The 13,800-nt window shown below is 73.6% G+C and carries 9 protein-coding genes; 6 read left to right on the top strand and 3 right to left on the bottom strand.

Translation table 11 applies throughout. The features are described from left to right. Nucleotides 1-56: 56 nt before the first annotated feature. From VEW93_11970 to VEW93_11950, 5 genes are all read left to right on the top strand, one after another. Nucleotides 57-647, top strand: a complete 591-nt coding sequence (locus tag VEW93_11970) for a TetR/AcrR family transcriptional regulator (GenBank protein HYI62508.1) — start codon at nucleotides 57-59, stop codon at nucleotides 645-647. A 35-nt stretch (nucleotides 648-682) separates the two neighbouring features. Further along, entirely contained in the window at nucleotides 683-2,386 is a 1,704-nt protein-coding gene (locus VEW93_11965; protein ID HYI62507.1) for a DUF885 domain-containing protein, read from the top strand. 1 nt (nucleotide 2,387) lies between these two features. Then, nucleotides 2,388-3,365: an aminoglycoside phosphotransferase family protein gene (locus VEW93_11960; protein ID HYI62506.1), complete on the top strand. Its 978-nt coding sequence runs from the start codon at nucleotides 2,388-2,390 to the stop codon at nucleotides 3,363-3,365. A gap of 51 nt (nucleotides 3,366-3,416) precedes the next feature. Beyond that, nucleotides 3,417-5,141: a molybdopterin-dependent oxidoreductase gene (locus tag VEW93_11955; protein ID HYI62505.1), complete on the top strand. Its 1,725-nt coding sequence runs from the start codon at nucleotides 3,417-3,419 to the stop codon at nucleotides 5,139-5,141. A 132-nt stretch (nucleotides 5,142-5,273) separates the two neighbouring features. Beyond that, complete coding sequence (locus VEW93_11950) at nucleotides 5,274-5,975, top strand: fasciclin domain-containing protein (GenBank protein HYI62504.1); 702 nt, start codon at nucleotides 5,274-5,276, stop codon at nucleotides 5,973-5,975. Between the two features lie 151 nt (nucleotides 5,976-6,126). Here the strand turns inward: VEW93_11950 and VEW93_11945 are convergent, their stop codons facing one another. The 3 genes from VEW93_11945 to VEW93_11935 all read right to left on the bottom strand — a co-directional run bounded on the left by VEW93_11945 (nucleotide 6,127) and on the right by VEW93_11935 (nucleotide 11,889). After that, nucleotides 6,127-7,371 carry a glycosyl hydrolase family 28-related protein gene (locus VEW93_11945; GenBank protein HYI62503.1) on the bottom strand — a complete coding sequence of 415 codons (1,245 nt, stop codon included), beginning with the start codon at nucleotides 7,369-7,371 and terminating at the stop codon, nucleotides 6,127-6,129. Nucleotides 7,372-7,596: 225 nt separating this feature from the next. After that, nucleotides 7,597-10,899, bottom strand: coding sequence for an Ig-like domain repeat protein (locus tag VEW93_11940; protein HYI62502.1), 3,303 nt, complete (start codon nucleotides 10,897-10,899; stop codon nucleotides 7,597-7,599). Nucleotides 10,900-11,295: 396 nt separating this feature from the next. After that, entirely contained in the window at nucleotides 11,296-11,889 is a 594-nt protein-coding gene (locus VEW93_11935) for a TetR/AcrR family transcriptional regulator (protein HYI62501.1), read from the bottom strand. A gap of 172 nt (nucleotides 11,890-12,061) precedes the next feature. On the opposite strand from VEW93_11935, the gene VEW93_11930 reads away from it, so the two are divergent. Then, nucleotides 12,062-13,699 carry an MFS transporter gene (locus VEW93_11930; GenBank protein HYI62500.1) on the top strand — a complete coding sequence of 546 codons (1,638 nt, stop codon included), beginning with the start codon at nucleotides 12,062-12,064 and terminating at the stop codon, nucleotides 13,697-13,699. The last annotated feature ends 101 nt before the right edge of the window (nucleotides 13,700-13,800 follow it).

Here is a 13,800-nt window from a genome sequence, read left to right as displayed (position 1 = left end):
CCCTCACCCCGTTCCCCGGACCCGAGCCGGGCCGCACCAGCCGGTAGCGTGCCGCCATGGCGCCCCGCCTCCCCGCCGCGGCCCGGCGCCGCCAACTCCTCGACGTCGCCCAGGCCGAGTTCGCCGATCAGGGCTACCACGGCGTGTCGATGGATCGGGTGGCCGAGGCCGCCGGGGTCACCAAGCCGGTGCTGTACCAGCACTTCCGGTCCAAGCGGGCCCTGTACCGGGAGCTGGTCGACGACGTGGCCGACCGGCTGGCCAGCGCCGTGCTCAAGGCCACCGCGGACGCCGACTCGCCCCGGGAGCAGGTCGAGGCCGGGTTCCGGGTCTACTTCCGCTTCGTGAGCGAGCACCGCGACGCCTTCCGCCTGCTGTTCATGGCCGACAGCCGCCGCGACCGGGACCTGACCGACGCCCTGGTACGGGTGGAGGATGCCTTCGCCCACACCGTGGCCGCGCTGATCGACGTGGAGGGCCTGTCCGAGCCCGACCGGCTCCTGTTGGCCCGGGGCATCGTGGGCATCGCCGAGGTGACCAGCCGCCACGCCCTCACCGACACCGTCCCCGACCCGGACCCGGATGCCACCGCCCACCGGGTGGCCAACCTGGCCTGGGCCGGCCTCCGGGGCATCCGCGGCGCCTGAGCGGACGGTCCCGGAGACCGGGGCATGATGGGGCGATGCCGGACGCCACCGCCTCCACCCTCCGGGCCCTCGCCGACGAGTACTGGGAGGCCCTCATGCGGGTCGCGCCCAGCTACGCCACGTTCCTCGGGGACCGTCGCTTCGACACCGAGATCGAGGACGTCAGCGTCACCGCCGAGAGCGAGCTGGAGGCCCGGTGGCAGGACCTGCGGGCCCGGGTGGCCGAGCTGCCCACCGACGAGATGGGCCTCCCCGACCGGGTCACCCGCGACCTCCTGATCGAGACCCTGGACGACGCCCTGGGCCACATCGCCCATCGCACGGTGGAGCTGCGCTACGACCAGATGGACGGGGTGGCCACCGGGCTCCTGACCGCCGCCCCCCAGGTCAACGCGCCCGAGCCCCAGAACGCCCTCGACCTGGTGGAACGCCACCGCAAGACCGACCAGCTCCTCGACGGGGCGGTGGAGCGCTTCCGGGCCGGGTTGGCCTCGGGCCGCACCCCGCCCCGCATCGTGGTCACCCGAGCCCTGAACCAGGTCGACGGCTACCTGGCCTCGCCCCTGGAGAGCGACCCCTTCACCACCTTCCCCGGGCCGGAGGGCTGGGACGGCGAGGACGCCTGGCGGGCCGACCTCCGGGCCGCGGTCCAGGACGTGGTGCGGCCCGCCTTCGCCCGCTACGCCGAGGTGCTGCGCACCGAGCTGCTGCCGGCAGCCCGGCCCGACGACTCCTCGGGCCTGAGCCACCTCCCGGGCGGCGACGAGCTGTACCGCTTCCTCATCCGGTCCAACACCGGACTCGACCTCGACCCCGGGGCCGTCCACCAGACGGGCCTGGACGAGCTGGCCCAGGTCGACGAGCGGACGGCCGAGGTCGGCCACCGCCTGTTCGGCACCACCGACCGGGCCGAGATCTTCGAACGGCTCCGCAGCGACCCGGCCCTGCGCTACGACCCGGACCGCCCCGACGAGCCCCTGGACGACGCCCGGCGATGCGTGGCCGCGGCCGAGGCGGCCATGGGCGACTGGTTCGGTCGCCTGCCCGTGGACCGCTGCGAGGTGAAGGCCGTGCCCGGGGTGCTGGCCGCCGACGCCCCCGCCGCCTACTACTTCCCCCCGGCGGCCGACGGCAGCCGCTCCGGCGCCTACTTCGTGAACACCCACGACGCCGGCGAGCGCAACCGCTTCGACACCGCCTCGGTGGCCTACCACGAGGCCATCCCCGGCCACCACCTCCAGCTGGCCATCGCCTCGGAGCTGTCGGACCTGCCCGCCTTCCAGCGCTTCAGCTTCGGCCACACCGCCTTCGTGGAGGGCTGGGCCCTCTACACCGAGCGGCTGGCCGACGAGATGGGCCTCTACGCCAGCGACCTCGACCGCATCGGGATGCTGGTCAACGACGCCTGGCGGGCCTGCCGCCTGGTGGTCGACACCGGCATGCACGCCCTGGGCTGGACCCGCCAGCAGGCCGTGGACCTCATGGCCGCCCACATGCCGGTCGGCGTCGACGAGATCACCGTCGAGGTCGACCGCTACCTGGCCATCCCCGGCCAGGCCCTGAGCTACAAGATCGGGCAGCGGGAGATCCTGCGCCTGCGCCAGCACGCCACCGAGGCCCTGGGCGACGCCTTCGACATCAAGGGCTTCCACGACGCCGTGCTCGGCTCGTCGACGGTGAGCCTGCCGGTGCTGGGCCGCATCGTGGAGGACTGGATCCGCTCCCGGTCGGCCCCCTGACGTGAGCCCCGGCCCGCCCGACGGTGGCCCGGCCGACGGCCCGGCCGGCGTGCCTGCGGGCGCTCCCCCGCCGGGCCTCGACGCGCTGGCCGCCACCTTCGGCCTCGACCCCGAGGACGCTCAGGAGATCCGGGCGGCCAGCCGCCACGTGGTGCGCTTCCCGGCCTCGCGGGTGCTGACCGTGGCCGGCCCCGACGGGCTGGACGGACCCCGCCGGGAGGTGGCCATGGCCGGGCTGTTGGCCGACGCCGGGGTCCCCGCCACCCGGTGCCTGGCCGGCCCGGCCCTGATCGACGGCTGGGCCGTGACGGCGTGGCGGGAGGTGGCGCCCGTCGACCCCGCGGCCGAGGTCGCCCCGGCCACCCTCGGCGCCCTGGCCGCCCGCTTCCACCGCTCGACCAGCGGCCTCGACCCCCGGGGCATCACCCTCTGCGACCCGGTGGGCGCGGCCCTGGCCCAGGTGGCCGTGGCCGTCGAGGTGGGCGCCACCGGCGAGGGCGAGCTGGCCGTCCTCCGCAGCCAGGCCACCCGCCTGGAGGACGTCTGGCGGGACGCCGCCGAGGCGATGGGCGGTGCCGACGCCGCCACCACCGGAGCCGGAGCCGACCACCTGCGCGCCGGCGCCGTCGTCCACGGCGACCTGCACGCCGGCAACGCCATCGTCGGCCGGGACGGCCCGGTGGCCATCGACCTGGAGCTGGCCGGCTGGGGGCCGCGGGCCTACGACGCCGCCCCCACCGTCGCCGGCACCCGCTGGTACGGGCGGCCCCCCTCGGACCGGGCCGCCTTCGACACGGCCTACGGCGCTCCCCTCACCGAGGTGGCCCGGGACCAGGGCCTGGACGAGGTGTGGGCCCTGTGGGCCACGGCCTGGGCGGTGGCCAACCGCCACCGGTCGCCCGAGGCCGAGGCCGAGGCCGCCGTCCGGGTGGCCACCCTGGCCACCGGGGCCGCCCCCCGCCCCTGGCGCCTGCGCTAGCCGACGGTCGACACGGCCAGTCCGCCGGGCCGGCGGCCACGAACCCCGGACGTGACCTCTCCGCGCCCCGACCCCGCCCACCCCCGCCTGGCCCGGCTCCGCCCCTCGCCGGGCACCGGGCGGGCCGTGCTGGCCGGCCTGCTGGCCGCGGCGTCCGGGGTGGCGGTGGGCGAGCTGGTGGGCGGGATCGTCACCTCGGCCGGGTCGCCGGTGGTGGCCGTGGGGGGCGAGGTGATCGACCGGGCCCCGAAGCCCATGAAGGACTTCGCCATCGACACCTTCGGCACCAACGACAAGCCGGCCCTGATCATCGGCACGCTGGTCCTGCTCCTCCTCCTGGGCATGGCCCTGGGCCCTCTGGCCCGGCGCCTCCCCAAGATGGCGGCCGGCATCGTGGCTGCGGTGGCCCTGCTCGGCGTCCTGGCCACCCGCCGCCAGGAGGCCATCTCCCTGGTCCTGGCGGTGTGGCCATCGCTGCTGGGGGCGATGGCGGCGGTGGGCGTGATCGCCGTGCTGTGCCCTCCGGCCCTGCCCCCCCGGGCCGGCGTCGAGGCCACGGCAGGGGAGGCCGGGGCGGCGCCGTCCACCACCGACACCGGGCCCATCCTCCCGGGCCCCGGCGGTGGGGCCGACGACCCGGACCGCGCCCCGGCCGTCACCGGCGTGCTGGTGGCCGGCGAGCCCGGCGTCCGCCCGCCGGACGAGCTCCCGCCCCGGCGCCGGTTCCTGATCGGGGCGGGGACCACCGTGGTCCTGGCCGGGGCGGCCGCCGCCGCCGGCCGCCGCCTCCAGGGCCGGAGCTCGGCCGCCGCCGATCGTGCCGCTCTCACCCTGCCCCGCCCGGCCGACCCGCTCGCCCCGGTGACCCGGGCGGTGGCCCCGAACCCCGAGGGCGTGGCCCCGTTCATCACCCCCAACCGCGACTTCTACCGGATCGACACCGCCCTGCGGATCCCGCAGCTGACCACCGACAGCTACCGGTTGAAGGTGACGGGCATGGTCGACGACGAGCTGGACATCACCTGGGAGGAGCTGGTGGGACGCGAGCTCCAGGAGTACGACATCACCCTCACCTGCATCTCCAACCAGATCGGCGACAAGTTGGTGGGCAACGCCCGGTGGCTGGGCTTCCCCCTGCGCGACCTGCTGGACGAGGCCGGGGTGCGGGCCGGCGCCGACCAGATCGTGGGCCGCTCCCAGGACCGCTACACCGGCGGCTTCCCCCTGGAGGCGGCGTACGACCGCGACTGCATCGTGGCCGTGGGCATGAACGGCGAACCCCTCCCCCTCAGCCACGGCTACCCGGTGCGGCTGGTCACCCCGGGCATCTACGGCTACCTCTCGGCGGTGAAGTGGCTGGTCGAGGTGGAGCTGACCACCTTCGACGCCTTCGACAGCTACTGGGTGCCCCGGGGCTACGCCGAGCAGGCCCCCATCCGCACCATGAGCCGCATCGACACCCCCCGCAGCCTGAAGACGTACCCGGCCGGCACCCTCATGATCGGCGGCGTGGCCTGGGCCCAGACCCGGGGCATCGAGAAGGTGGAGCTGCGCATCGACGGCGAGGAGTGGATCGAGGTGGAGCTGTCCGACGAGCTGAACAAGGACACCTGGCGGCAGTGGACCCACCGCTGGGACGACGCCCCTCCTGGGGGCCACACCCTGGAGGTGCGGGCCACCGACGGCCGCGGCGAGACCCAGCCGGAGGAGCGCCGCGCCCCCCTGCCCAGCGGGGCCACGGGGTGGCACAAGGTCCGCATGACCATCGGGGACTGAGGCGTCGAGCCCCGACATCCGCCCCGGACCCATCCGCGGCGTGTCGAGCCCCGAACCCACCCCAGCGCCCCCCGACGGGGACGCCGGATGTGACCAGAGGTCGCCCCCCACCCTCGAGAGGAACCCCTCCCCATGCGTACCAAGAAGCCCTTGCTCTCCCTCCTGGCCCTGCTGGCCTGCCTGTCCCTGGTCGCCGCGGCCTGCGGTGACGACGGTGGCGACGACACCAGCGCCGGCGACACCACCGAGCAGTCCGACGACGCCGCCACCACCGCTGGCGACTCCGGCTCCGAGACCACGGCCGGCGACGACATGTCCGGTGACGACATGAGCGGCGACGTGGCCGAGCCGGTGGGCGCTGCCTGCTCGGAGATCCCCGCCGACGGTGACGGCAGCAGCGCCGGCATGGCCCAGGACCCGGCCGCCACCGCGGCCAGCAACAACCCCCTGCTCTCCACCCTCGTCGCCGCGGTGACCGCCGCCGATCTGGGCGACGCCCTCAACGACACCTCGGCCGAGTACACCATCTTCGCCCCCATCAACTCGGCCTTCGAGGCCCTGCCCGAGGGCACGGTCGAGAGCCTGACCACCGACCCGGAGCAGATGGACACCCTGACCGACGTCCTCCAGATGCACGTGGTGGAGGGGAAGATGGACATCGACGAGCTGATCGCCGCCGGCGAGGTCACCGCCCTCAACGGCGCCACCGACACCATCGAGGGCGAGGGCGACACCTTCACCATCAACGGCGACGCCACCGTGGTGTGCGGCAACGTGGCCACCGCCAACGCCACCGTGCACCTCATCGACACGGTGCTGATGCCGGCGAGCTGATCCCCCGGCCCGACCCGTCGTGAGGGTGGGCCGATCAGCGAACAGGAGGCCGGGCCCCTCGGGGCCCGGCCTTCTCGCGTCCCCCTCGCCCGGTCGGGCGAGAGACGGTGAGCGTCCACCGGCGGGGCAGGGCGGACGTGTCCGACTGCGATCAGGTCACCAGGTGGGTGGTGCCGTCGGCGTTGCGGCCCTCGACCGCAGTGGGGAAGCCGTCCACCGTCCCCGACACCAGGCACCGGCTGGTGCCGGCCATGACCACCCCGGGGCCGCCGGGCTCGACGCCCTCCCGCACGAACGACGTGAGGCCGCTGAGCGACGAGGCCTCCACGCTGTCCAGGCGGAAGCCGGCCCCGGCGTTGGAGTCGGCCTGGCACCCGGCCAGGGACAGGCCTCGGACCGGCTCCCCCCCGTCGCCCAGGACGAAGCCGTCGCCGAAGCCGTCCTGGGCCTGGCAGTTGGCCAGCTGGTTGCGTGAGCCGGTGATGCGGAACTCGGTCCGGTTGAAGTAGGCCTTGCACCCGTCGAAGCGGTTGTTGGCCCGGACCACGTCGAAGCCCGGGCCCCCGCACCCGGCCACGTCGCAGGCCACGAACGACCCGTCGGAGCCGGCCACGAAGATGCCGGCCCGGTCGCCGCCCTCGGCCGCCTTGGCGCACTCGAACACGGTGACCCGATCGCCGCGGGCGCCCCGCACGTTGGCCGTGCCCCCCTCGGGGTCGACGCCGATGGCCAGGCCGTGGCCCCCGAAGTAGACGACCCACACGTCGGCCACCAGGGGGAAGGAGTCGCTGCCGGTGTAGGGCGTGCGCGACCCGCTGTTGTCGCTGCGGATGGCGATGCCGTGGCGGCCCTTGCTCTGGTCACCGGTGGAGCCGTCCAGGGTCAGGCTGCGCACCGCGGCGTAGGAGACGGGGGTGCCGTCGGCGTCGCTCTCGATGACGATGGCCGGCTCGTCAGGCCCGGGCAGGAGCCGGATCACGGTGGCCGGCCCCGCCCCCCACAGCGTCACGCCGGTGCGCAGGTGCAGGCTCCCGCTGATGGGGTAGACGCCGGGCCCCAGGTGGACCACGCCGCCCCGGGCCCGTCCCGTCCCCCCGCTGGCGGCGCCGTCGATGGCGTCCTGCAGGGCGGCCCGGTCGTCGCCCTCGCCGGTGCCCCGGGCCCCGTGGTCCCGGCTGGCGTCCCGCCACCCCCCGGGCGGCGTGCCCGCCGGCAACGGCGCCGGCCTCTCCGTCTCCCCGTCGCGCCCCAGGGCCAACCCCACCGCCGCGGCCACCCCGGCCCCGGCCAACCCCCCGGCCAGCACCGCTCGCCGGCTGGTGCCCGGCCCGGCCCCGGTGGCCGCCGGCACCTCCGCTCGCTGGCGGTCGTCGTCGGGATCGGAGACCTCGGCCACACCCCGAGCGTGGCACAGGTCCGAACGGACCGATGGCATGGGGCAGAACCGCGACCGCCCGCACCCGGGGGGACGGGTGCGGGCGGTCGAGCTGTGAGCCTGATCGGTTCGCTCCCGGCAGGAAGAGCAACCCGGGCTCAACCGGTGCACCCGCACGACAGGCCGGTGCACCGAACGCTGATCGGGACCGCCTCAGGGAGGCGGACCCGATCAGCAGAGCTGGCGTCAATCGAAGTTGGGAAGCCCCTGAGCGCGGTCCTGGAACGCCTGGCTGCCGATCAACCGGGCGTGGAGGCCAGACCGGCTCCCGGTGGCGCGCAGGTAGGCGATCCCCTCCGAACGCTCCGCGCTGGTCGGCACCCCGTCCAAGATCTCGGCGTAGGAATCGTCCACCAGGCGACCCAACGGCTCATCCAGGTTCACCAAGCGACTCACCAGAGCCCGACGCGCCATGCCACCCTCGAGACGACCCACCCAGTAGGCGAGGCCGTCGGGGTCCGCGGCCCGCAGCAGGATCCGCTGGTACACCCGCTCGACGAAGCCCTCGTCGGTGCTCCCGGCGAGCCGCCAGAACTCCTCCGACCCGCCGAGGCTGGCGACCAGCGCGTCATACCGGCCGTTCTCCCCCAACCACTGCACCCAGTAGGCCCGGCCCGGAACATCGGGTTGGCGACCCAGCATCATCTCGTAGGCGTCATCCACGATGACCCCGCGGGCCTCGGCCGAACTGGAGATGGCGCGGGCGAAGACGGCGCGCGGCGTGCCCGTGTCGAGTCGGGCCTTCCAGTGGTCGAAGCCGGCCTGGTCGGGGCAGCGGTGGAGCAGATCCATGTACACCAGGCGCACCACGTTGCCGTTGCCCGCCCCGACGAACGGCGCGCAGTCGATGGGCACGACCGTCAGAGCCACCACATCAGAGGTGGTGGACGGGACGGCGAAGCCACCGAAGTAGCGGGCGGTCAACGACCGCTCACCGGCGGCCAGCGCCGTGGTGACCATGGTGGCTTCGCCCTCGGCGTTCACCGGGACGACCCCGATGGTGTCGGTCCCGTCACGGAACTCGACCACGCCACCCGAGAAGGGCGCCGCCGCGGCCTCGAGGGTCACCGCGGCCCCGCTGCGCACCGGGCCGCCAGGGGTGACCGACAGGGTGGTGCCGGCGACGGTCACGGTGTCGACGAGGGCCGTGTCGCCCAGGGGCTTGCAGGTCAGCGCGGCCCCGATGCCATCGAACGTGATCCGGAACTCCTCGATGGTCACGGGGACGACCTCACCGGGGTCGCCGTCGATGGTGACGGCCATGGCCAGGCCCGGGAGCTCGATCACCTGGTCCGGGTCGCCCGCCGCGGTCATGCGAGTGTTGTTGGTGCGGGTGGCTCCCGTCGAGGTGCTGGTGCCGTCGACGTTGTAGACGACCTCGATGCCGGTGTACTCGCTGACCACCTCGTTCAGGGCGTTGGTCACGCTGGGCCCGCGGTCGAGCAGCATCCGCAGGGTGGGGTGGCTGACCGGGACGGTGTCACCCGCGGCCACGGTGGCCGGGAGCGAGCCTTGGACGACCACGTTGGCCCGGCCCACGTAGCTGACCCCGAGCAGGGTGCGCTCGCACTCGTAGATCGGGCCCAACGAGGGCGCCACCTGGAAGGTGAAGCTGTTGATGGCCGGGAGGAACATGTCGTTCCCCGAGTAGCGCAGCTCGAGGGTGTGGGCGCCCGCCGGGATGTTCCGCGGCACGGGAACCGAGTAGTTGGGGTTGCTGCAGCACGCCACCGACAGCTGGTAGCCGGCCGACAGCCCCGCCTGGGGGGGCAGCACGCCGACTGGCGTGCCGTCGATGCTGAAGCTCATCGTCCCGGTCGGGCCCACCCCGCCCACGTTCGGGCCCACGAACAAGGCGTTGAGGGAGATGTTGTTGCCGGCCCGCACGGTGTGGGGGGAGATGGCCGGGATGGGCGGGACGACCGGGGGGATGCCGACGTTGCCCGCGGCGATGGTGGCGACGCGTCGGGCGGCCTCGACCATCACGGTCTGTCCGGTCTCGGAGGCGACGGTGTCGGTGATCGCGCCCGTGCCGGGGTCGACCAGCTGGATGGCGAACGTGACCTTCAACGGGCCGGGGCACAGGCGGTTGGTGTTGCCGCAGGCGGTGGGCGACGCGGTGCCCACGTTCGGGAAGGTCAGCCGCAGCATCTCCTCGAGGGTGGTCCCGGGGGCGAGGGGCACACCGGTGCCGGCGCCGATGGACCAGGTGAGCGTCTGGTTCGAGCCGGTGCCCGCCACGGTCAGCGGGATGGGCGTGACCGTGTCGCCGTCGACCTGCTCGAGGACGATGCGAGGGTCCGTCCCCACCGGAGCGATGTTCTGGGTGCCCTGGGCCCGCTGAAGGGTGACGTCCAGGCGGGTGTTCGCGAGCAGTCGGCCCAGGCCGGTGTTGGTGGCCTCGACGGTGAAGTCCGTCGGTGCCCCGAACAGCTCCACCGTCGACGGCAGGTCCCAGGTCAGGGCCGGGTTGGCCGAGACGACGTGGGTCACGGGATCGGAGCCGCTGCGCCCGAAGACGGGGTCGCCCAGGTAGCGGGCGGTCAGTGAGAGGGTGCCGGCTCCGAGGCGGTCGGTGACCAGCTCGGCGGTGCCGTCGGCCTCCAAGGGGATGGTGTCGAGCACCTGGGCGCCGTCGCGGAACTCGACGATGCCGGTCGGGTCGTCGTCGACGGTGACGTCGGGACCGGGGGCGACGGTGGCGGCCAGCGTCACGTCCTGGCCCACGCGGGTGCCGCCCTCGGGCGTCACGACGAGGTCGGTGATGGTCTTCTCGCGCTCGTTCTCGGGCAGCGGGAGGTCGCCCTCGAGGGCGAGCGAGATGGCGTGGCCGGGGCCGGCCAGCTGCTCGTTGATGGCGCCCTGGACGTTCGCCTCGCAGTTGCCGAACTCGGGGATCGTGAAGTTGCCGTTCGACAGCGTGACCTGACCCGTCTCGGGGTTCCACGGCTGTCCGTCCGGCGAGCCGAGCGTCAGGTTGACCGGGGAGCTGGAGCAGTCGGTGGTGATCAGGGTGGGGTTGCGGCCCACCTCGACGTGCAGGTCGACGCGCAGCGCGGTCGACAGCGTGACGGTCCCCTCAGCGTCGACCGTGCCGGTGAGGTTGCCCGGCGTCACCTGGGTGAAGGTGGCGTCGATGTAGACCGTCGCCGTCACCGGATCGGGTGGCGCGGTGAGCCGCTGCTGGATGTGCATCTCGGGCGTCGTGAAGGAACCGTTGGTGACCGCTCCGGTGCCCGTGTCGAGGGCCTCGGGGTCGGCGGCGTCGACGGTGCCGGAGACGCTGGTGGGGTTCTCCAGCTGGCGGGGCTCGCCGCCCCGCAGGGTCAGGGTGCCCTCGCCCTCGACCATGGACAGCGTGAACGACTTGGCCGCCCGCGGCGTTCCGGAGCCGCTGGGGGCTGCGGAGGCGGTCGGCGTGGCGAGGGGCATCAGCACCAGGGCCAGCACCCCCGCCACCACTGCTGCGGCCGTCCTGGTCGTTCGCACCAACCGTCCGACCGACGGTTGGCGACGCTCTGCGTGAGCGCCTAGGCGACCTCTACGACCCGCTGGTGACTTTGGGGGGGGGGGGCAAAAGCGAAGTCATCAGTCGACGCGGACCCCACCGCCATCTCTGATGGCAACCGTCGGAACAACATGCTGAGGAAACCCCCCTATTGGTGAACAGAAAGACAACAAGGCCGAAACAGGCGCATACGAGCGCCCAGGTGCCACCAGCCACCCTGTCAGACGAAACCTTGCTGAACATGCGCGAAACCAACCCGGCGCCCACATTCCCATCACCAACCGCTCCAGCCCACCCCTCCGACGAAGGGTCCTGCCACGACCACCGGGCCCTGTTCGCCGCCGAGCCGAGGAGGCTGAGACCCAGGCGGCCCTACCTCAGGCCCGGGACGCGGCGTCGGGGAGGGCGGCGGTGGCGCGGAGGGCGGCGATGGCGCCGGTGAGGACGGCCTCGATGAACTCGGGGGTGGCCTCGCGACGCTCGACCAGGCGGCGGTAGCTGAAGGGGCCGATAACCATGGCCAGGGCGGTGTCGAGGTCGAGGTCGGGGCTGACCTCGCCCCGGAGCTGGGCCAGCTGGAGCACGGTGCGGATGGGCCGCTTGCGCTCGGCCAGCACCGAGGTCACCAGCTCCTCCAGGCCCGGGTCGCGCTTGGCCGCGTCGATGAGCAGGGGCATGAGGTCGGTCAGGCGCTTCTCGCCCTCGCTCTCGGAGAAGCGGCCGAACAGGTAGCGCAGGTCGCCGGCCAGGGAGCCGGTGTCCGGCGTGGGGTGCTCGACCACGCAGCACCGGGCGGCCTGGGCGATCAGGTTCTCGCGGGTGGTGAAGTGCCGGTAGAGGGTGGACTTGGCCACCCCGGAGCGGGCCGCCACCTCCTCGACGGTGACCCCTTCGACGCCGGCCTCCAGCAGGAGCTCGAGGGTGGCGTCCAGCGCCGCCCGATGGGCCTCTTCGCTACGCGGGCGAGCCATGCGTCGAACCGTAGCGAAAGTCGCATGGGTTCCCCCTCATGCCCTCCACACCGTGGCAAGAGTCACGCCCAAAAGCCGGAATTGCCGGAGTGCCGGCGCCCGTTGGCCCTCTACAGTTCAGAGACGCCGCCGTAGCGAAACCCAACGACGGGTGCGGCCGTGAGGAGACAACGTGCAGACCACCGACGCGGCGACGGCCGATGACCACGGCATCGACCCCGACATCTACGAGCGGCGCTGGAAGATCCTGGCGGTGCTGTGCACCAGCCTGCTGATCGTCATCATCGGCAACACCAGCCTCAACGTCGCCCTCCCGACGCTGGCCCGCGAGCTCGACGCCTCCACCAGTGCCCTGCAGTGGATGGTCGACGCCTACGCCCTGGTCTTCGCCGGCCTCCTGTTCACCGCCGGCACCATCGGCGACCGCTTCGGCCGCAAGGGCGCCTTGCAGGCCGGGCTCCTGGTGTTCCTGCTGGGGGCGGCGCTGGCCAGCCTGTCCGACAGCGCGGCCACCCTCATCGGGGCCCGGGCCGTCATGGGCATCGCCGCCGCCTTCGTCATGCCGTCGACGCTGTCGATCCTCACCAACGTCTTCCCGGCCCACGAGCGCCCCAAGGCCATCGGCATCTGGGCCGGCATCTCCGGCGGCGGTGCCGCCATCGGGCCCATCGCCTCGGGCTGGCTCATCGAGCACTTCTGGTGGGGCTCGGTCTTCCTCATCAACGTGCCCGTCATCACCATCGCCCTGGTGGCCGGGGCCATCCTGGTCCCCCGGTCCAAGGACCCCGACGACCAGCCCCTCGACTTCCTGGGCGCCGGCCTCTCCATCGTCGGCCTCGGCCTCCTGGTCTACGGGATCATCGAGGGACCGCACCACGGTTGGACCTCGACGACCAGCGCCCTGATCTTCGGCGGCGCCTTCCTGGCCCTGGGCCTGTTCGGGGCGTGGGAGTTGCGGGCCCGCTACCCGATGCTCGACCTGCGCCTGTTCCGTGATCGGCGCTTCAGCGTGGCCTCGGCCGGCATGTCGCTCACCTTCTTCGCCATGTTCGGCACGTTCTTCCTGGTGGCCCAGTACTTCCAGCTGGTGCTGGGCTACTCCCCGCTCCAGTCGGGCCTGCTGCAGCTGCCCATGGCCGCGGTGATCATGTCGGTGGCCCCCCAGGTGCCCAAGCTGGTGCAGCGCTTCGGCGCCGCCCGGGTGGTGCCCGTGGGCCTCAGCTTCACCGCCCTGGGGCTGGCCATCTTCTCCCAGGTGACGGTGGGCAGCTCGATCTGGGTGGTCTACACGTCGATCCTGCCCCTGGCCTTCGGCATGTCCATGACCATGACCCCGCTGACCACGCTCATCATGTCGGCGGTACCGCTGGGCAAGGCCGGCGTGGGCTCGGCCATGAACGACACCACCCGGGAGCTGGGCGGCGCCCTGGGCGTGGCCATCCTGGGTTCGCTGGTGACGTCCCGGTTCACCTCCAGCCTGAGCCCCGCCCTCACCGGCCTGCCCGAGCAGGCCCGCGGTGTGGCCGAGTCGGGCCTGACCGGGGCCCTCGAGGTGGCCCGGCAGCTGGGCGGGGCCCCGGGCCAGGCCCTGCAGGCCGCCGGCCAGCAGGCCTTCGTGGACGGACTGGGCCTGGCCGCCACCGTGGGCGCGGTGGTGGTGTTCTCGGCCGCGGTGGCCGCCTGGTTCCTGCTCCCCCGGGGGGCCACCGCCCCGGCCCACCCGGTGCCCGGCGCCACCGCCGCCGACGCCGCGGCCGGCGAGGTCATCGACGCCGGCGTCATGGAGCCCGCCCCCACCGCCGTCGACTGAACGAGGGGCCGAGGTCCGCCGAGCCGCCTCTGGCGGACCGGCCCTCGTCCCCCTGGCGGCACCGGTGCTGTGCCGAGCGGGCCTCCGACACCCTTGACCCG

It is taken from the genome of Acidimicrobiales bacterium (genome assembly GCA_035630295.1).
In the GTDB taxonomy this organism is placed as follows: Bacteria; Actinomycetota; Acidimicrobiia; order Acidimicrobiales; family Iamiaceae; genus Iamia.
Note: the sequence above shows the minus strand (reverse complement) of the source record. Positions and strands in the feature narration are given on the sequence as shown.

What these genes read in the sequence shown, in the direction of transcription:
- VEW93_11970 (HYI62508.1), top strand. Translation starts at nt 57, where the DNA reads ATGGCGCCCCGCCTCCCCGCCGCGGCCCGGCGCCGCCAACTCCTCGAC.
- VEW93_11965 (HYI62507.1), top strand. Translation starts at nt 683, where the DNA reads ATGCCGGACGCCACCGCCTCCACCCTCCGGGCCCTCGCCGACGAGTAC.
- VEW93_11950 (HYI62504.1), top strand. Translation starts at nt 5,274, where the DNA reads ATGCGTACCAAGAAGCCCTTGCTCTCCCTCCTGGCCCTGCTGGCCTGC.
- VEW93_11935 (HYI62501.1), bottom strand. Translation starts at nt 11,889, where the DNA reads ATGGCTCGCCCGCGTAGCGAAGAGGCCCATCGGGCGGCGCTGGACGCC.